The sequence below is a fragment of the Leclercia sp. G3L genome (assembly GCF_021117075.1).
GTDB classification, from domain to species: domain Bacteria; phylum Pseudomonadota; class Gammaproteobacteria; order Enterobacterales; family Enterobacteriaceae; genus Enterobacter; species Enterobacter adecarboxylatus_C.
This window is the reverse complement of record NZ_CP088265.1, coordinates 2,377,657-2,395,941: the sequence shown is the minus strand read 5'-3', so window position 1 is coordinate 2,395,941 and position 18,285 is coordinate 2,377,657. Positions and strand designations below refer to the sequence as shown.

The 18,285-nt window shown below is 55.4% G+C and carries 17 protein-coding genes; 7 read left to right on the top strand and 10 right to left on the bottom strand.

The genetic code is table 11. The features are described 5' to 3' along the window. Positions 1-199: 199 nt before the first annotated feature. The 7 genes from lepB to rseD form a co-directional block, all read right to left on the bottom strand. Positions 200-1,174 (bottom strand): signal peptidase I, encoded by a 975-nt coding sequence (gene lepB / locus LRS40_RS12910; RefSeq protein WP_142486736.1) that lies wholly within the window; start codon positions 1,172-1,174, stop codon positions 200-202. A gap of 17 nt (positions 1,175-1,191) precedes the next feature. Then, positions 1,192-2,991 carry a translation elongation factor 4 gene (gene lepA / locus LRS40_RS12905; protein ID WP_032613179.1) on the bottom strand — a complete coding sequence of 600 codons (1,800 nt, stop codon included), beginning with the start codon at positions 2,989-2,991 and terminating at the stop codon, positions 1,192-1,194. Positions 2,992-3,175: 184 nt separating this feature from the next. Continuing rightward, complete coding sequence (rseC, locus tag LRS40_RS12900; protein WP_142486737.1) at positions 3,176-3,652, bottom strand: SoxR-reducing system protein RseC; 477 nt, start codon at positions 3,650-3,652, stop codon at positions 3,176-3,178. Further along, positions 3,649-4,602, bottom strand: a complete 954-nt coding sequence (gene rseB, locus LRS40_RS12895) for a sigma-E factor regulatory protein RseB (protein WP_142486738.1) — start codon at positions 4,600-4,602, stop codon at positions 3,649-3,651. Before rseB ends, rseC begins: the two co-directional genes overlap by 4 nt. Then, positions 4,602-5,252, bottom strand: a complete 651-nt coding sequence (gene rseA, locus LRS40_RS12890) for an anti-sigma-E factor RseA (RefSeq protein WP_231313851.1) — start codon at positions 5,250-5,252, stop codon at positions 4,602-4,604. Before rseA ends, rseB begins: the two co-directional genes overlap by 1 nt. A 31-nt stretch (positions 5,253-5,283) precedes the next feature. Next, positions 5,284-5,859 (bottom strand): RNA polymerase sigma factor RpoE, encoded by a 576-nt coding sequence (rpoE, locus tag LRS40_RS12885; RefSeq protein ID WP_032613187.1) that lies wholly within the window; start codon positions 5,857-5,859, stop codon positions 5,284-5,286. Then, entirely contained in the window at positions 5,856-5,924 is a 69-nt protein-coding gene (gene rseD, locus LRS40_RS12880) for a rpoE leader peptide RseD (protein ID WP_231313890.1), read from the bottom strand. The genes rpoE and rseD overlap by 4 nt, the downstream gene beginning before the upstream one ends. Positions 5,925-6,282: 358 nt before the next feature. On the opposite strand from rseD, the gene nadB reads away from it, so the two are divergent. Further along, positions 6,283-7,902: an L-aspartate oxidase gene (nadB, locus tag LRS40_RS12875; protein WP_231313850.1), complete on the top strand. Its 1,620-nt coding sequence runs from the start codon at positions 6,283-6,285 to the stop codon at positions 7,900-7,902. Here the strand turns inward: nadB and LRS40_RS12870 are convergent. Next, positions 7,887-8,624 carry a tRNA1(Val) (adenine(37)-N6)-methyltransferase gene (locus tag LRS40_RS12870; protein ID WP_142486742.1) on the bottom strand — a complete coding sequence of 246 codons (738 nt, stop codon included), beginning with the start codon at positions 8,622-8,624 and terminating at the stop codon, positions 7,887-7,889. The genes nadB and LRS40_RS12870 overlap by 16 nt on opposite strands. Positions 8,625-8,756: 132 nt before the next feature. On the opposite strand from LRS40_RS12870, the gene srmB reads away from it, so the two are divergent. After that, positions 8,757-10,085, top strand: coding sequence for an ATP-dependent RNA helicase SrmB (srmB, locus tag LRS40_RS12865; protein ID WP_142486743.1), 1,329 nt, complete (start codon positions 8,757-8,759; stop codon positions 10,083-10,085). Positions 10,086-10,136: 51 nt separating this feature from the next. On the opposite strand, the gene grcA is transcribed toward srmB, so the two are convergent. Beyond that, the gene (gene grcA, locus LRS40_RS12860) at positions 10,137-10,520 is read right to left on the bottom strand and encodes an autonomous glycyl radical cofactor GrcA (RefSeq protein WP_103180763.1); all 384 of its coding nucleotides are present in this window, start codon (positions 10,518-10,520) and stop codon (positions 10,137-10,139) included. A 313-nt stretch (positions 10,521-10,833) separates the two neighbouring features. Here grcA and ung point away from each other — a divergent pair, with 313 nt between their 5' ends. Next, entirely contained in the window at positions 10,834-11,523 is a 690-nt protein-coding gene (gene ung, locus LRS40_RS12855; protein WP_142486744.1) for a uracil-DNA glycosylase, read from the top strand. Between the two features lie 89 nt (positions 11,524-11,612). Here the strand turns inward: ung and LRS40_RS12850 are convergent, their stop codons facing one another. Further along, positions 11,613-12,698, bottom strand: a complete 1,086-nt coding sequence (locus LRS40_RS12850) for a tRNA/rRNA methyltransferase (protein ID WP_142486745.1) — start codon at positions 12,696-12,698, stop codon at positions 11,613-11,615. 206 nt (positions 12,699-12,904) lie between these two features. On the opposite strand from LRS40_RS12850, the gene trxC reads away from it, so the two are divergent. The 4 genes from trxC to pssA all read left to right on the top strand — a co-directional run bounded on the left by trxC (position 12,905) and on the right by pssA (position 18,259). Next, entirely contained in the window at positions 12,905-13,324 is a 420-nt protein-coding gene (gene trxC, locus LRS40_RS12845) for a thioredoxin TrxC (protein ID WP_142486746.1), read from the top strand. Positions 13,325-13,395: 71 nt separating this feature from the next. Beyond that, a complete protein-coding gene (gene tapT / locus LRS40_RS12840) occupies positions 13,396-14,094 on the top strand; it encodes a tRNA-uridine aminocarboxypropyltransferase (protein ID WP_142486747.1) in 699 nt (232 codons plus the stop codon). A gap of 35 nt (positions 14,095-14,129) precedes the next feature. Continuing rightward, the gene (pat, locus tag LRS40_RS12835) at positions 14,130-16,793 is read left to right on the top strand and encodes a protein lysine acetyltransferase (protein WP_231313849.1); all 2,664 of its coding nucleotides are present in this window, start codon (positions 14,130-14,132) and stop codon (positions 16,791-16,793) included. Positions 16,794-16,903: 110 nt separating this feature from the next. Continuing rightward, on the top strand, positions 16,904-18,259 hold the full coding sequence (gene pssA, locus LRS40_RS12825; protein WP_142486749.1) for a CDP-diacylglycerol--serine O-phosphatidyltransferase: 1,356 nt from the start codon (positions 16,904-16,906) through the stop codon (positions 18,257-18,259). Positions 18,260-18,285 lie beyond the last annotated feature (26 nt).

Here is an 18,285-nt window from a genome sequence, read left to right as displayed (position 1 = left end):
CAAAAATGCAGCACACGAAACCGTCCTGAGGGAGCCAACGCGGTTTCGTGTGCCGTGGCACTGAATCAGCGCCAACCTTAAACTTCGGGGGAATATTCTATACGCAACGACAGGGGTTGTCGTTAGTCAGAAGAGATTTATCCCTTAAATAATTCACGTAGCCTCTGATTAAAGAGACTACGTGCTCATTTATCAGGAATTAATGGATGCCGCCAATACGATTTAACCGTACGCCGGTCGGCCACTCGCCTTCCTGTTTCTCAAAGCTCATCCAGATAGTGGTCGCTTTGCCAACCAGATTCGCTTCCGGCACAAAGCCCCAGTAACGGCTGTCCGCGCTGTTGTCGCGGTTATCACCCATCATGAAGTAGTGTCCCGGCGGCACAATCCAGGTTGCCAACTGCTGCCCCTGCTGCTGATAGTACATCCCCAGTTGATCCTGAGCGATGGAGACGGTCAGGATACGGTGCGTCACATCGCCCAGCGTCTCTTTGCGCTCGTTCAGACGAATACCGTTCTCTTTGGTCTCGCCTTTCGGCAGCTGGAAGAATCCGCTGGTGGCTTCGCCGCCGTTACGACGGGCAAAGGTCTGCACAAAGTCGCTTGGCTCAACGCCGGAATAGGTTACCGCCAGCGCACTTCCGCAGGCCGTACCGGAACTGCATCCAGGCTGAACCGTCACCTCTTTGGAGACCGGGTTATAGGTTACCTTATCGCCCGGTACGCCAACGGTGCGTTTGATGTAATCCAGACGCGGATCGTCCGGATATTTAAACACCACGATATCGCCACGTTTTGGATGACCGGTTTCGATCAGCGTTTTCTGGTAGATCGGATCTTTAATGCCGTAAGCAAACTTCTCCACCAGAATAAAATCACCGATCAGCAGCGTTGGCATCATCGAACCGGATGGGATCTGGAAAGGTTCATAGATAAACGAACGCACCACCAGCACAATCGCCAGCACCGGAAAGACCGAAGCGCCCGTTTCCAGCCAGCCCGGCTTCGGGCTGACTTTTTTCAGGGTTTTCGCATCCAACTGGTCGCCCGTGGCAGCCTGTGCGGCGGCCTGACGTTCGTGACGTTTCGGGGCAAAGATAAACTTATCCAGACACCACAACAGCCCCGTCACCAGGGTGGCAATCACCAGGATCAGGGCAAACATGTTCGCCATGCCAACTCCTTATAGGATTATTTTCCGTCTTTACCCACGTGCAGAATGGCGAGGAACGCTTCCTGCGGCAGCTCGACGTTACCGACCTGCTTCATACGCTTCTTACCTTCTTTCTGCTTCTGGAGCAGCTTTTTCTTACGGCTGACGTCGCCGCCATAGCATTTTGCCAGAACGTTTTTACGCAACTGTTTCACCGTCGAACGGGCGATGATGTGGTTGCCAATGGCCGCCTGAATCGCAATATCGAACTGCTGGCGAGGGATGAGCTCTTTCATCTTCTCGACCAGTTCGCGACCGCGATACGGAGCATTGTCGTTGTGGGTGATCAGCGCCAGCGCATCGACGCGCTCGCTGTTGATCAGCACGTCCACACGAACCATGTTGGAGGCCTGGAAGCGTTTGAAGTTGTAGTCCAGCGACGCATAGCCGCGGGAGGTTGACTTCAGGCGGTCGAAGAAGTCGAGCACCACTTCCGCCATCGGGATTTCATAAGTCAGCGCAACCTGGTTACCGTGGTAAACCATGTTGGTCTGCACGCCGCGTTTTTCGATACACAGCGTGATGACGTTACCCAGGAACTCCTGCGGCAGCAGCATGTGACACTCTGCAATCGGCTCACGCAGCTCATGAATATTGTTCAGCGGCGGCAGCTTGGACGGGCTGTCGACGTAGATAACCTCTTTCGAGGTGGTCTCAACTTCGTAAACTACCGTCGGTGCAGTGGTGATCAGATCCAGATCGTATTCACGCTCCAGACGCTCCTGAATGATCTCCATGTGCAGCAGGCCGAGGAAGCCACAGCGGAAGCCGAAGCCCAGCGCCGTTGAGCTTTCTGGCTCATAGAACAGGGAAGCATCGTTGAGGCTCAGCTTGCCGAGCGCGTCACGGAAGTTCTCGTAATCATCGGAGCTGACCGGGAACAGACCCGCGTAAACCTGCGGTTTCACCTTTTTGAAGCCTGGCAGCGCTTTATCTGCCGGGTTACGTGCCTGGGTCAGAGTATCGCCAACCGGCGCGCCGAGGATGTCTTTGATGGCACAAACCAGCCAGCCTACTTCGCCGCATTTCAGCTCGGTACGGTCAACCTGTTTTGGCGTGAAGATCCCCAGACGGTCGGCGTTATAGACCTGTCCGGTGCTCATCACTTTAATCTTGTCGCCTTTGCGCATGGTGCCGTTTTTAATACGCACCAGCGAGACAACGCCGAGATAGTTATCGAACCAGGAGTCGATGATCAGCGCCTGCAGCGGCGCATCAGCGTCACCTTCCGGGGCCGGAATGTCACGCACCAGACGTTCCAGCACGTCGGTTACACCTACGCCGGTTTTGGCGGAGCAGCGCACTGCGTCCGTCGCGTCGATACCGACGATATCTTCAATCTCTTCCGCTACGCGCTCAGGATCGGCGGCTGGCAGGTCGATTTTGTTCAGTACCGGCACCACTTCGAGATCCATTTCCATCGCGGTATAGCAGTTGGCCAGCGTCTGGGCTTCTACGCCCTGCCCGGCATCAACCACCAGCAGCGCGCCTTCACAGGCGGCCAGCGAACGGGAAACTTCATAGGAGAAGTCTACGTGGCCTGGGGTGTCGATAAAGTTAAGTTGGTAGGTTTCGCCATCAGACGCTTTATAGTCGAGCGTCACGCTCTGCGCTTTAATGGTGATACCGCGTTCGCGTTCCAGGTCCATGGAGTCCAGAACCTGGGCTGCCATTTCACGATCAGACAGGCCACCGCAAATCTGGATAATACGGTCAGACAGCGTCGACTTACCGTGGTCAATGTGAGCAATGATCGAAAAGTTACGTATGTTCTTCATATAGTTAAATAATTATGCCTTACGAATTCCTGGAGGCCGCTGTTCTTAGCCTGACGTTTTTCAGTGCGAAAACGCAGCATTCTACACTACATCTCCTTAACCGGGAAATGCTCTTCCAGCAAGCTTAGCGTGAAGATTCAGCGTTTTCTTTTATGAGATGTAAATAAAGCAAAGCCCGGTGACATCACCGGGCTTCAGAAGAGAGCATTTCAACGCGAAGCTCATCGGGGGGCAACCCGACGCTGAGAATAACAGGCTGCCACTCCTCGCGAACGGCAAGCCTCGATGAAAAGCCGCGGGCCAGTAAAAAGCCACCCACGCCACCCAGGGCTGCGCCGCACATCGCGGCCAGATCGGTGCCGAACAGCACCTGGAATACGCCGCCCAGAGCAAACAGCCCCACCAGCGGAGAGAGATAGACCAGCATCGCCGAGCCCAGCAGGCTGCCTTCAGCGATCCCTAACTCGACTTTTTGTCCTGTCACCAGCGGCTCTGCACTGGGGACGCTGATGGTGTGCGACGTCTGCGGCCCGAGTTTGTTAAGCACCCGGCTTCCGCAACCGGCGCGGGAGGCGCAGCTGTTACAGGACGCTTTCACGTCACAGCTAACCAGCGCAACGCCCTCCTGCCATGAAACGACAGTTGCCCACTCTTTGATCATTGTCCGGCCCTGAATTTAATGCTGTCTGCGATGCGTTTAGCCGTTTGCGGCGGCAGTTCGCCCACGACGGTGATCTCGGCGCTATCACGCACGGTGGTACTCACGGTCCGGCGTCCGGTACGCAGCATCTGATCGGCGCTCACCGGCGTTGCACGGTTGATGTTAACCGAGAAGCTGAACAAACCGTCGGAATAAAGTCGGGATTCGACCGGGGTATCAATCGTCGGTAGCTGGCGGCGGCTGCTGGAGACTTCACTGAAGCCCTGCGGGATCCAGTTTGGCGCCCAGTTGAAGCTGACAGGATCGCCCGCCGGTACAGAGAGCAGCGGCGGCAGGTTAGCTTTTGCCAGATTCTGCATGCTGTTGCCGACCTGATCGTCAATGGTAAAGGAGATCACCCGGAACTGTTCCAGCGTCTCGCCATCACGATCGAGCAGATCGACCCGCATAGGTAGCTTGGTCTCCGCATCCATCCAGACGATATAGCTGTAACGCGTCCCGTCTCTTGCGACCACACGCAGCACTTCACAGAGCCGGTCGGCGATGCGGGTACGCCCTACGGAGATAAAATCATAGTAAGGCGCAAGCCGTTTGAAGTCGGTATAGATGAGCGAAGGCAGCGAATCAACGATGTAATCGCCGTTCAACGTAAAGGGTTCAAGACCCGGCTCAAAGTAGCTGATTTCATTGCCACGCTGCACGACTTCGCGGCGCGGACCATCCATCTGCAAAAGCTGGGCAAGCGGCTGTTTATCAAGACGGGCATGGCGATAGCGCAACGACTCTACACCCTGCTTATTGATACTGATAAAAGCCAGCTCGTAGTTGAGTGACTGGCTGGCCTGGTTCATTTGCTGTAACAACGCCCCGGACGATACATCAGCCGAGGCGTTGACAGTGAACAACAGGCTACCCGCCATCAGAGACATGGCGCACCAAAGTTGCTTCATTACTGCGATTGCGTTCCTAAAGTTTGGTTTCCGGGCACTTGCACAGCAGCCTGCTGGGTTTGCGCCTGCTCAAACTGAAGCTGTTCGGAATGCAGACGACGCTGCAATTCGTAGTCCTGCAACATCGCATTGATACGACGGCGTTGCTCTTGTACCTGCTGCTGCTGACCGGCGCCTGCCGATGCATCAGAAGGAATACCCAGGCTTACCGGGCTGGCTTTGCCCATCATCGGCAGCGTATTGAACACTGGCGCTTCTGGTTGCTGGTTGACTTCAGATTGGGTGTTATAGTGCTGGACGCCAACAATAACTGCAAGCGATACGCAAGCAGCGACGCCGATTTGCGTCAGTTGACTCGCCCAGGGACGCACTTTTTTCCAGAAAGGCATCTTCTGCCACAGGTGCGGCGCCGGTTGGGCTTCAGGAATCAGCGGAGTGGCCTGAGAAACAGGTTCATTCTCGATGGCAGCCATTACGCGAGATGAGATATCAAAATGGAGGAGCTCGCCGGTATCGCCGCGCAGGGTATCGCGGATGAGATGATAACTCTCCCAGGTTTTTTGCATCTCGGGAGAGCGAGAGAGCTCGTTGAGCATCTCACTGTCCAGCGTTTCACCATCCATTAAAGCGGAAAGTTGTTCTTTCTGCATGCCTAATACCTTTTCCAGTATCCCGCTATCGTCAACGCCTGATTAGCGGTTGAACTTTATTATCAATAGCTTCTCGCGCACGAAAAATTCGTGAGCGAACCGTACCGACCGGGCAATCCATGATAGCGGCTATCTCTTCATAGCTCAGGCCATCTAACTCCCGTAACGTAATTGCCATGCGTAAATCTTCCGGGAGCGACTCGATGGTGCGAAAAACTATTTGTCTCAGTTCTTCTGACAACATTAAGTTCTCAGGGTTCGAAATTTCTTTTAACGCACCGCCGCTTTCAAAATTTTCGGCGTCGATTGCGTCAACATCGCTTGAAGGCGGACGACGCCCCTGAGCGACGAGGTAGTTCTTGGCAGTATTGACAGCAATACGATACAGCCAGGTATAAAAAGCACTATCTCCCCGGAAAGATTCCAGCGCGCGATAGGCTTTGATAAAAGACTCCTGCACCACATCAGGAACATCCCCTGACGGTACATAGCGGGACACCAGACTCGCCACTTTATGCTGGTAGCGCACCACCAGTAAGTTAAAGGCTTTCTGATCTCCCTTCTGGACCCGTTCAACCAGAATCTGGTCCGTTAACTGCTCGCTCATCCGAGGTAATGTCTCCCCAAACCTAAAATCCACGCGTTATCGAAACGCCACTCCAAACACTGCACTGTGAGCAAGCAGTTGCTTTGAGGGTCTTTTTTTCAAAAAGTTCCGTCACGCCTTTGTTTTTGTTAATCGCGTCGCAGACTGTTCATTTTCTATCATTATAAGTCTGATACTGAAACGCACCCAGTTTCTGATAAGAATTGGCATTTTACCGCTTGCAGGGTACCGCAAGACGGGCTTTATTTCACCACAAAATCTGAAGCTAACGACCTGCTTCGCAAAATATTTTCGCCCTTTTTATGTTTCTTCTCCGCCACGCTGGCTGTTTAGTCATTGCAACAAGCCGCAAAAAAAACGTGCGATTCATCGCATTCGGGTGCTATGCTGACCAAACACTGTTTAGTAAATTAAACACATATCATGAACGCAATTTCTGAACTTTCCTGTGATGTACTGATTATCGGTAGCGGTGCCGCCGGCCTTTCACTGGCGCTGCGACTCGCCCCACACCAGAAAGTGATTGTCCTCAGCAAAGGTCCCATCAGCGAAGGCTCAACCTTTTATGCACAGGGCGGGATTGCCGCTGTGTTTGATGAAACGGACAGTATCGACTCGCATGTAGAAGATACCCTGATTGCCGGTGGCGGTATCGTGGATAAACACGCCGCGGAGTTTGTCGCCAGTAATGCTCGCCACTGCGTACAGTGGCTTATCGATCAGGGTGTGTTGTTTGATACGCATGTGCAGGCCAACGGTGAAGAGAGCTATCACCTGACGCGGGAAGGCGGGCATAGTCATCGCCGCATCCTGCACGCTGCGGATGCCACCGGTAAAGAGGTGGAAACGACGCTGGTCAGCCAGGCGTTGAGCCATCCGAATATCCAGGTGCTGGAACGCAGCAATGCGGTGGACCTGATCATTTCCGACAAGATTGGCCTGCCTGGCACGCGCCGCGTTGTGGGTGCCTGGGTCTGGAACCGGAATAAAGAGACGGTTGAAACCTGCCGGGCCAAATCCGTGGTGCTGGCAACAGGCGGTGCCTCCAAGGTGTATCAGTACACCACTAACCCGGATATCTCCTCAGGCGACGGGATTGCCATGGCCTGGCGTGCGGGCTGTCGCGTGGCCAACCTGGAATTTAACCAGTTCCACCCCACCGCCCTGTTCCATCCTCAGGCCCGCAATTTCTTACTGACCGAAGCCCTGCGCGGTGAAGGTGCGCACCTGAAACGCCCGGACGGCACGCGCTTTATGCCGGACTTCGACGAGCGCGGCGAACTGGCTCCGCGCGATGTCGTGGCCCGCGCTATCGATCATGAAATGAAGCGCCTGGGCGTGGACTGCATGTATCTGGATATCAGCCACAAACCGGCAGAATTTGTGCGCCAGCACTTCCCGACCATCTATGAAAAACTGTTGGGGCTAGGCATCGATATCACTAAAGAGCCGATGCCTGTAGTGCCCGCAGCGCACTATACCTGCGGCGGGGTGATGGTGGACGATCATGGCCGGACCGATGTCGACGGCCTGTATGCCATCGGAGAGGTGAGCTATACCGGCCTGCATGGCGCCAACCGTATGGCTTCGAACTCCCTGCTGGAGTGTCTTGTTTACGGCTGGTCGGCAGCGGAAGATATTACCAAACGCATGCCTTATGCCCGCCAGGCAGAAAACCTGCCTGCCTGGGATGAGAGCCGCGTGGAAAACCCGGATGAGCTGGTGGTGATCCAGCATAACTGGCACGAGCTGCGCCTCTTTATGTGGGATTACGTTGGGATTGTGCGCACCACCAAGCGGCTGGAGCGCGCCCTGCGCCGCATTACCATGCTACAGCAGGAGATTGACGAGTATTACGCCCACTTCCGCGTCTCGAACAACCTGCTGGAGTTACGTAATCTGGTCCAGGTAGCCGAGCTGATTGTGCGCTGCGCCATGATGCGTAAAGAGAGCCGCGGGCTGCACTATACGCTCGACTACCCGGAACAACTTGAGCACTCCGGGCCGTCGGTGCTCTCTCCGCTGACTCACATAAACAGATAGAACGGATGGGTCAGCGCCGTGTAATCCTCGGAATAACGCTGATCCGGCCCACGGATCACCATCCTGTCGCTGAAGCACTCCCCTTCTTTCGGCGACAGTGCCACCAGCACCCGGTGCGGAAGCCTGCCGTCCGTGTCAGCAATATCGGTGCGCAGACGTAAATACCAACCCATCTCCAGTGCGTTATTGATAAGCGCACTGCCCGCGCTTTCCGGTAATACCACGCAGAAAAAACCCTCTTCGGTGATCAACGCTGCCGCACAGGCTAACAGTGCGCTGTGATCGAGCGAGCCGGTTGAACGTGCTTGCTCGCGCTCGGGCGTTGCGCATCCGACGCCGGGTTCATAATAGGGAGGATTGCTGACAATTAAGTCATAGCGAGCCGTTTGCTCTGGCGCCCAGGTGAGAACATCAGCACAATGGAGAGTAATACGAGAAGCCCAGGGTGATTCAGCCACGTTTTCCGCCGCCTGTTCGGCCGCCTGCGGATCCAGCTCTACCGCATCCAGGGTGACAGATTCCCCGGTACGCTGGGCCAGCATCAGGGCTAATAACCCGCTGCCGCTGCCAATGTCGAGGATACGTTTAACGCCTGCAACCGGTGCCCATGCCCCCAGTAAAATGCCATCAGTGCCGACTTTCATCGCACAGCGATCGTGAGCGACAAAGAACTGCTTAAAGGTAAAACCATCGCGGCGCAGCTGCGCTTTGAGTTGAGACATGTCAGAGCAACCTTCAAAATGAAACGGGAGTAGCATAGGTGAAAGCGCAACGAGGGAAAAGGGATATCCACACAAACAGATGAAGATCGCAGCCATAACGTCTATAATCAGCGCCCCACACAGAGGTAGAACATGACTGTAACGACTTTTTCCGAACTTGAACTCGACGAAAGCCTTCTGGAAGCACTCCAGAATAAAGGCTTCACACGCCCGACTGCCATCCAGGCGGCAGCCATTCCGCCTGCGTTAGAAGGCCGCGACGTACTCGGTTCAGCGCCGACAGGCACCGGTAAAACAGCGGCGTACCTGCTGCCCGTCTTGCAGCACCTTATTGATTTCCCACGTAAGAAATCCGGGCCGCCGCGCATCCTTATTCTGACCCCGACACGTGAGTTAGCCGTTCAGGTTGCGGAGCATGCGCGTGAACTGGCTGCCAATACCCATCTGGATATTGCGACAATCACCGGTGGCGTAGCCTACATGAACCACGCCGAAGTGTTCAGCGAGAACCAGGATATCGTGGTCGCCACGACCGGGCGATTAATGCAGTACATCAAAGAAGAAAACTTTGACTGTCGTGCTGTTGAAACGCTGATTCTGGATGAAGCGGACCGCATGCTGGAACTGGGCTTCGCGCAGGATATTGAACATATCGCGGGCGAAACACGCTGGCGCAAACAGACAATGCTGTTTTCCGCGACGCTTGAAGGCGATGCCATTAAGGACTTCGCTGAGCGTCTGCTTGACGATCCGGCAGAGGTCTCTGCCACGCCGTCCACCCGTGAGCGCAAAAAAATTCACCAGTGGTATTATCGTGCCGATAACTACGAGCATAAACTCGAGTTACTTAAGCACCTGTTAAAACAAGATGATACGACGCGTACCATCGTCTTTGTACGTAAACGCGAGCGTGTGCACGAGCTGGCTGAACAACTCCGTGCCGCAGGGATTAACAACTGTTATCTCGAAGGCGAGATGGCGCAAGTTAAACGTACCGAAGGGATTAAACGCCTGACCGAAGGTCGCGTAAACGTGCTGGTTGCTACCGACGTGGCAGCGCGTGGTATCGATATTCCTGAAGTGAGCCATGTGATTAACTTCGACATGCCGCGCAGCGGGGATGTCTACCTCCACCGTATCGGTCGTACCGGACGTGCCGGCCTTAAAGGCACGGCGATCTCTCTGGTAGAGGCGCATGACTATCTGCTGCTGCAGAAAGTGGGCCGCTACATCGACGAGCCGGTGAAAGCGCGCGTGATTGATGAACTGCGCCCGACTACACGTCCACCAAGTGAAAAAATGACGGGTAAACCGTCCAAGAAAGTGCTCGCCAAACGCGCAGAGAAAAAAGCGAAAGAAAAAGAGAAACCGCGCGTTAAGGAACGCCACCGTGATTCCAAAAACGTGGGCAAGCGCCGTAAGCCGAGCGGAAGCGCACCGGCCTCACAGAAAGAAGAGTAAAAAAAACGCCGGGGTTAACCCGGCGTTTTGTTATCTGCGTACTGACTACGATTACAGGCTGGCAGTAAAGGTACGCGCAATAACGTCACGCTGCTGTTCTGCAGTCAGTGAGTTGAAACGAACGGCATAGCCAGAAACGCGGATGGTCAGCTGCGGATATTTTTCCGGGTGCTTGACGGCATCTTCCAGCGTTTCGCGACGCAGTACGTTAACGTTCAGATGCTGACCGCCTTCCACACGGACTTCCGGTTTGATTTCCATTGGGATTTCGCGATATTCGAATTCACCCAGCGCATTAACCTGGACAACTTCGTCTTCCGCAAAGCCTGCTTTTGCACATACGCAGCGCGCTTCGCCTTTTTCGCTGTCCAGCAGCCAGAAAGAGTTCAGCAGGTCGTCGTTTGCAGCTTTAGTAATCTGGATACCAGTAATCATGTGATGTCTCCCTTAAACTACACTATTGGGTGTCGCCCATTGTTTAGGGCAATTGGTAAAACCATTGTTGCTTGAGTGTATATATATCAGTCAAACCCCCGTCATTCATTGACTTAAATCAATAAAAACCACACCAGTAAAAGGGTGATAGAGGGAGATTATTGTTTTATATCAATTTTCCTCAAAAGCAGACTTCAAAAAATCTCGCAATTTTTAAATATTTTTCAATTAGATGACCTTTTTCCCCCGGCAATTTTGCTCCCTCGTCATAAGCAGTTAAGCTAGAGGCAGAGAAAATTCGCAGGAGAGCGAGATGACAACACCTTTAACCTGGCACGATGTACTGGCCGATGAGAAAAAACAGCCCTACTTCGTCAACACCCTGAACACGGTAGCCGCCGAACGTCAGGATGGCGTCACCATCTATCCGCCACAGAAAGACGTCTTTAACGCCTTTCGTTTTACCGAACTGGCCGATGTCAAAGTGGTGATCCTGGGCCAGGATCCCTATCACGGGCCGGGTCAGGCGCACGGTCTGGCCTTTTCCGTGCGTCCGGGCGTGGCTACCCCTCCTTCCCTGCTGAATATGTATAAGGAGCTGGAAGCCTCGGTACCTGGCTTTACCCGGCCTGCACATGGCTATCTGGAAAGCTGGGCGCGTCAGGGGGTCCTGCTGCTGAACACCGTGCTGACGGTTCGAGCCGGGCAGGCGCACTCCCATGCCAGCCTCGGCTGGGAGACCTTTACGGATAAAGTTATCAGCCTGATTAACCAGCATCGGGAAGGGGTGGTGTTTTTACTGTGGGGCTCGCACGCGCAGAAGAAAGGGGCGATCATTGATACCCAGCGCCATCATGTGCTGAAAGCACCGCACCCGTCACCGCTGTCAGCGCATCGCGGCTTTTTTGGCTGCAATCATTTCGTGCTGGCAAATGAGTGGCTGGAGAAACAGGGCGAAACGCCGATTGACTGGATGCCAGAGTTACCGGCTGAAAGTGAATAGATAAAATATGTAGGCCCGGTAAGCGTAGCGCCACCGGGCATATTGCCGGGTGGCGGCTTCGCCTTACCCGGCCTACAGGCAAAGCGGGATTACGCTTTGTTCTGACGCCACCACTCCGCCAGCAGAACGCCGGTCGCAACGGATACGTTGAGGCTTTCTACGTTGCCGGTGCCATCAATGGAGACGCTCAGATCGGCGCTCGACAGTGCCGCATCGGTCAGACCATCACGCTCCTGACCCAACACCAGCACCATTTTACGCGGCAGTGTCGCTTTAAATAGCGGCGTGGTGCCCTTGTGGCTGGAGGTGGTTACAATGGCGTAGCCCGCTTTACGGAACTGCTCAATCGCTTCCAGAACGCTGTCGCCGGTGATCGGCTGAATGTGCTCTGCGCCGCCTTCCGCCGTACGGATTGCCGCACCGGACTCCAGCAGAGCCGCATCCTGCAACAGTACCCCTTTCACGCCGAAATGGGCGCAGCTGCGCATCATCGCGCCGAGGTTGTGCGGGTTACCCACGTCTTCCAGGGCCAGTACGCAGTCATCTTCACCCGCCTGGCTAACCCACTGCTTAACGGTAGTCCCGTTACGTTTCTTAATCAGGAAGCAAACGCCACCGTGGTGTTCGGTGCCAGAGGCTTTGGTGATCTCAGCATCGTCTACAACGTGGTAGGCTTTGCGGTTAGCCGCCATCCAGCGCAGCGCTTCTTTGAAACGCGGCGTAACGCTCTGGATAAACCAGGCGCGAACGATGCAATCAGGGCGGCTCTGGAACAGGGCCTGACAAGCGTTCTCACCGTAGACGCGGGTCTCTTCCGCGCGCTGACGACGGATCACTGCTGGATCAATAACCGTTTTACCGGCCATGCTGCCGTGATCGACCGGAGCCTTTGACTCATCGCCCGGCGCGCGGGAAACGGTGCGCCACGGGGAAGCGTCGCGGTTAAAATCGTCGCGTTTGAAATCGTCACGCTTACGGTCGTCACGTTTGCGGTCATCACCGCGGCTGTTTCTCTCATCGCGGGCGGGGCGACGGCCACCGTCTGCACGAGATGGCCCTGGACGCCCGCCACCTTTTCCGGTACGCGGATTTTCGGTGCGTTTATCAGAGTCATCATCACTGCGGACATACATCACTTTGACCTTGCCGCTTTTGTTTTTCAGTTCGTCGTTCATGCTTTTCTCCACCAGCGCTGCGCGAAGCGCGCAGATTACCCGATGTACCCGCGCATAGCCATTACTTCGTATAAAAGCCTGTGACTATTGTTCTCATTGAATAAAACGCATTGTCGTTTCAAACAGGGTCGTTGATAATATGTAACATATTGGAAACATAACCGGCATAGTGCCGCTTTGTCCCCCTGCTCTACCTGAGGTTAGTTATGAATACCGTATGTGCCAACTGCCAGGCTCTTAACCGCATTCCGGATGATCGAATTGATGATGGAGCAAAATGCGGACGCTGCGGTCATGAATTGTTCGATGGTGATGTCATTAATGCTACCGGCGCAACTCTGGATAAACTGCTGAAGGACGATCTGCCGGTAGTGGTCGATTTCTGGGCGCCGTGGTGCGGCCCGTGCCGTAACTTTGCGCCGATCTTTGAAGATGTCGCAGAAGAGCGTAGCGGTAAAATGCGTTTCGTGAAAGTGAACACTGAGGCCGAACGCGAGCTAAGCGCCCGCTTCCGCATCCGCAGTATCCCGACCATCATGATTTTCAAGAATGGTGAAGTTGTCGATATGCTGAACGGTGCCGTTCCAAAAGCTCCGTTTGACAGCTGGCTGAACGAATCCCTCTGATATTCCGGGGCATGTAACTTGTGCCCCGTTCTCCCCTCTGCGAGAATGGCGTTTTTTCTGCGCACTCCCCCATGACTGATAACGCCGTACTGCAATTGCGCGCCGAACGCCTGGCGCGTGCGACCCGCCCCTTTCTTGCCCGTGGTAACCGTATTCGTCGCTGTCAGCGCTGCCTGCTGCCGCTTAAGCAGTGCCTGTGCGCGACCCTGGCCCCCAGCCATGCCCATAGCCGTTTCTGTCTGGTGATGTTTGATACCGAACCGATGAAACCCAGTAATACCGGGCGGCTGATTGCCGATATTTTACCGGATACCGCCGCCTTCCAGTGGTCACGCACTGAGCCACCGCAGGCGCTGCTCGATCTGGTCGCCAGCCCCGACTATCAACCGATGGTGGTATTCCCTGCCTCCTATGCGGGAGATACCCGTCCGGTTCTTGCCGCCCCACCATCCGGTAAGCCGCCGCTGTTTATCATGCTGGATGGCACCTGGACCGAGGCGCGCAAAATGTTTCGCAAGAGTCCTTACCTGGATGCCCTGCCGGTTATCTCCGTCGATTTGTCGCGCGTTTCCGCTTACCGCCTCCGCGAAGCCCACGCGGAAGGCCAGTACTGCACCGCCGAAGTGGCGATTGCCCTGCTGGATCTGGCGGGAGATGTTCAGGCGGCAAGCGCGCTGGGCGATCACTTCACTCGTTTTCGCGAACGCTATCTGGCCGGAAAAACCATTCATAAGGGAAGCATCACAGCAGCGGAGCCGGAAAGCGTTTAAAATCATCAGGTCACTCGCCTTTTCAGGAGACTTGTATGAGCCAGCGCGGGTTAGAAGCCTTACTCCGCCCTAAATCCATCGCCGTGATTGGCGCGTCGATGAAACCCGAACGCGCCGGTTACCTGATGATGCGAAACCTGCTCGCAGGCGGTTTTAACGGCCCGATCCTGCCGGTAACACCTGCTTATAAAGCGGTGCTGGGCGTCCTGGCCTGGCCAGACGTGGACAGTCTGCCCTTTATCCCCGATCTCGCGGTGTTGTGTACCCACGCCCGACGCAATATCGCCCTACTTGAGGCGCTGGGGAAAAAAGGCTGTAAAACCTGCATTATTCTCTCCTCGCCGCCGGAACAACAGGCAGAGCTGCTGGCCTGCGCGGCGCGATACCAGATGCGGCTGCTGGGGCCAAACAGCCTTGGCCTGCTGGCACCCTGGCAGGGGCTGAATGCCAGTTTCTCCCCCGTTCCGATACGGAAAGGCAAACTTGCCTTCATCTCCCAGTCGGCAGCGGTCTCCAATACGATCCTCGACTGGGCCCAGCAGCGCGAGATGGGGTTCTCCTACTTTATCGCGCTGGGTGATGGGCTGGACATCGATGTCGACGAGCTGCTGGATTTCCTGGCGCGTGACACCAAAACCAGCGCTATTCTGCTCTATCTTGAACATCTCAGCGACGCGCGACGCTTTGTGTCGGCGGCCCGTAGCGCCTCGCGTAATAAACCGATTCTGGTGATCAAAAGCGGACGCAGCCCTGCCGCCCAGCGTCTTTTGCACTCGCATTCCGGGATGGATCCGGCATGGGATGCCGCCATCCAGCGCGCCGGTTTACTGCGCGTTCAGGACACCCACGAACTCTTTTCCGCTGTCGAAACGTTGAGCCATATGCGCCCGCTGCGGGGAGAGCGGCTGATGATCATCAGCAACGGCGCCGCCCCGGCCGCGCTGGCTCTGGACGAACTCTGGCTGCGCAACGGGAAGCTGGCCGCGCTCAGTGAAGAGACGCTTCAGCGCCTACGTGATGCGCTACCGCCTGGCGTGGAGCCGGGTAATCCCCTTGATTTGCGCGATGATGCCAGCAGCGATCGCTATATCAGCGCCCTCAACATCCTGCTGGAAAGCCAGGATTTTGATGCCCTGATGGTCATTCACTCTCCGAGCGCCGCGGCACCGGGTAGCGAAAGCGCCCGTTCGCTGATTGAGGCCGTGAAAAAGCATCCGCGGGGGAAATATGTGTCGCTTCTGACTAACTGGTGCGGGGAGTTTTCTTCGCAGGAGGCGCGGCGCCTGTTCAGCGAGGCAGGTTTGCCGACATACCGCACCCCGGAAGGCACAATCACCGCCTTTATGCATATGGTGGAGTACCGGCGTAACCAGAAACAGCTGCGGGAAACACCGGCGCTCCCCGGAAATCTGACGGCCAATACCGGACATGCCCGGGCCCTGCTGCAACGCGCTATTGATGAGGGCGCGCGCTCGCTGGATACCCATGAGGTGCAGCCGATCCTGAATGCCTTCGGCATGCATACCCTGCCGACCTGGATCGCCAGCGACAGCGCGGAAGCGGTACATATCGCCGAGCAGATTGGTTATCCGGTGGCGCTGAAACTGCGCTCCCCCGATATCCCGCATAAGTCAGAAGTTCAGGGGGTAATGCTGTACCTGCGCACCGCGGCGGAAGTGCAGCAGGCGGCGGAAGCGATTATCGATCGCGTCAAAATGACCTGGCCCCAGGCGCGCATTCACGGCCTGCTGGTGCAAAGCATGGCCAACCGCGCGGGGGCGCAGGAGTTACGGGTTGTGGTCGAACACGATCCGGTCTTCGGCCCGCTGATCATGCTGGGTGAAGGGGGCGTGGAGTGGCGCCCTGAAGATCAGGCGGTGGTGGCCCTGCCTCCCCTGAACATGAACCTCGCACGTTATCTCGTGATCCAGGCGATCAAGAGTAAGAAGATCCGCGGGCGCAGCGCCCTGCGACCACTGGATATCGCCGCCCTGAGCCAGTTCTTGGTCCAGGTATCGAACCTGATTGTCGACAGCCCGGAAATCCAGCGTCTGGATATTCATCCTCTGCTGGCATCCGGCAGCGAGCTGACGGCGCTGGATGTGACAATGGATGTGGCTGCCTTTACCGGCGATCGCGAAAGCCGTCTCGCGATCCGCCCTTATCCCCATCAGCTTGAAGAGTGGGTGGAGATGAAAAACGGCGAGCAGTCGCTGTTTCGCCCCATCCTTCCGGAAGATGAACCCCAGTTGCAGCGCTTTATCGATCAGGTAACAAAAGAAGATCTGTACTATCGCTACTTTAGTGAAATCAACGAATTTACCCACGAAGATTTAGCCAATATGACGCAGATCGACTACGATCGGGAAATGGCTTTTGTTGCCGTCCGCCGCACGGATCAGGGCGATGAGATCCTTGGCGTCACGCGTGCGATCTCCGATCCCGATAACGTCGATGCGGAGTTTGCGGTGCTGGTTCGCTCCGATCTAAAAGGCCTGGGGTTAGGAAGACGGTTAATGGAAAAGCTGATCGGTTATACGCGCGATCACGGACTTATCCGCCTCAATGGGATTACTATGCCCAACAACCGTGGCATGATCGCCCTGGCGCGAAAATTAGGCTTTACCGTTGATGTTCAGCTGGAAGACGGCATTGTCGGGTTGACGCTGGCGCTGATGTCGGCAGGTAAACAAGAGTAAGGTACTGGAAATGTTGACCACATTAAACGGCACTGATGGTATGATTGCCCGCTTCTGTTGTCTGCATAGTCCATATAATCCTTCAATGAACAGAGAAGAAACGCACTGTGATGTTGTCCAAATTTAAGCGTAATAAACATCAACAACACCTTGCTCAACTACCGAAGATTTCTCAGTCAGTTGATGATGTAGAGTTCTTTTATGCTCCCGCCGATTTTCGGGAGACGCTACTGGAAAAAATTGCCAGCGCAACGCATCGTATCTGCATTATCGCGCTTTATCTGGAACAGGATGAAGGCGGCAGCGCCATTTTACGTGCGGTATACGAGGCCAAACGTCAGCGCCCGGAACTGGATGTACGCATCTTGGTTGACTGGCACCGCGCCCAGCGCGGCCGTATTGGTGCGGCCGCATCCAACACCAATGCCGACTGGTATTGCCGCATGGCGCAGGAGAACCCTGGCGTAGAAGTCGCGGTTTATGGTGTTCCGGTTAACACCCGCGAAGCACTCGGTGTCCTCCATTTCAAAGGCTTCATTATTGATGACAGCGTGCTGTATAGCGGCGCGAGCCTGAATGATGTCTATCTGCATCAGCTCGATAAATACCGTTACGATCGCTATCACCTGGTGCGTAATGCCCGCATGGCAGACGTTATGTTCGAGTGGGTGGATCAGCATCTGGTGCACGGTCGCGGCGTGAATCGCCTTGACGATCCTCATCGTCCAAAAAGCCCGGAGATTAAAAATGATATTCGCCTTTTCCGTCAGGAACTGCGCGATGCCATGTTCCATTTCCAGGGCGATGCAGATAACGAACAGCTTGCGGTGACCCCGCTGGTGGGTCTGGGCAAATCCAGCCTGCTCAACAAAACCATCTTCCATCTTATGCCGTGCACCGAGCATAAGCTGACCATCTGTACGCCGTACTTCAACCTGCCGGCCGTGCTGGTGCGTAATATCATTCAGCTTTTACGCGACGGTAAAAAGGTTGAGATTATCGTCGGCGATAAAACCGCGAACGATTTCTTCATCCCGGAAGATCAGCCGTTTAAGATTATCGGCGCCCTGCCTTATCTGTATGAGATCAACCTTCGCCGCTTCCTCAGTCGCCTGCAGTATTATGTAAATACTGATCAGCTGGTGGTGCGTCTCTGGAAAGATGAAGACAACAGCTATCACCTGAAAGGGATGTGGGTTGATGATGAGTGGATGCTGCTGACGGGGAATAACCTCAACCCGCGCGCATGGCGACTGGATCTGGAGAATGCCATTCTGATCCACGACCCTCGTCACGAGCTGGCCGCTCAGCGCGATCGCGAGCTGGAGCTGATCCGCACCCACACCACTGTGGTTAACCACTACCGCGATCTGCAGAGCATTGCTGATTACCCGGTCAAGGTCAGAAAGTTGATCCGCCGCCTGCGCAGGATCCGAATCGATCGCCTGATTAGCCGCATTTTGTAATCTTCAGCCCTGTCCTCGACGGGGCT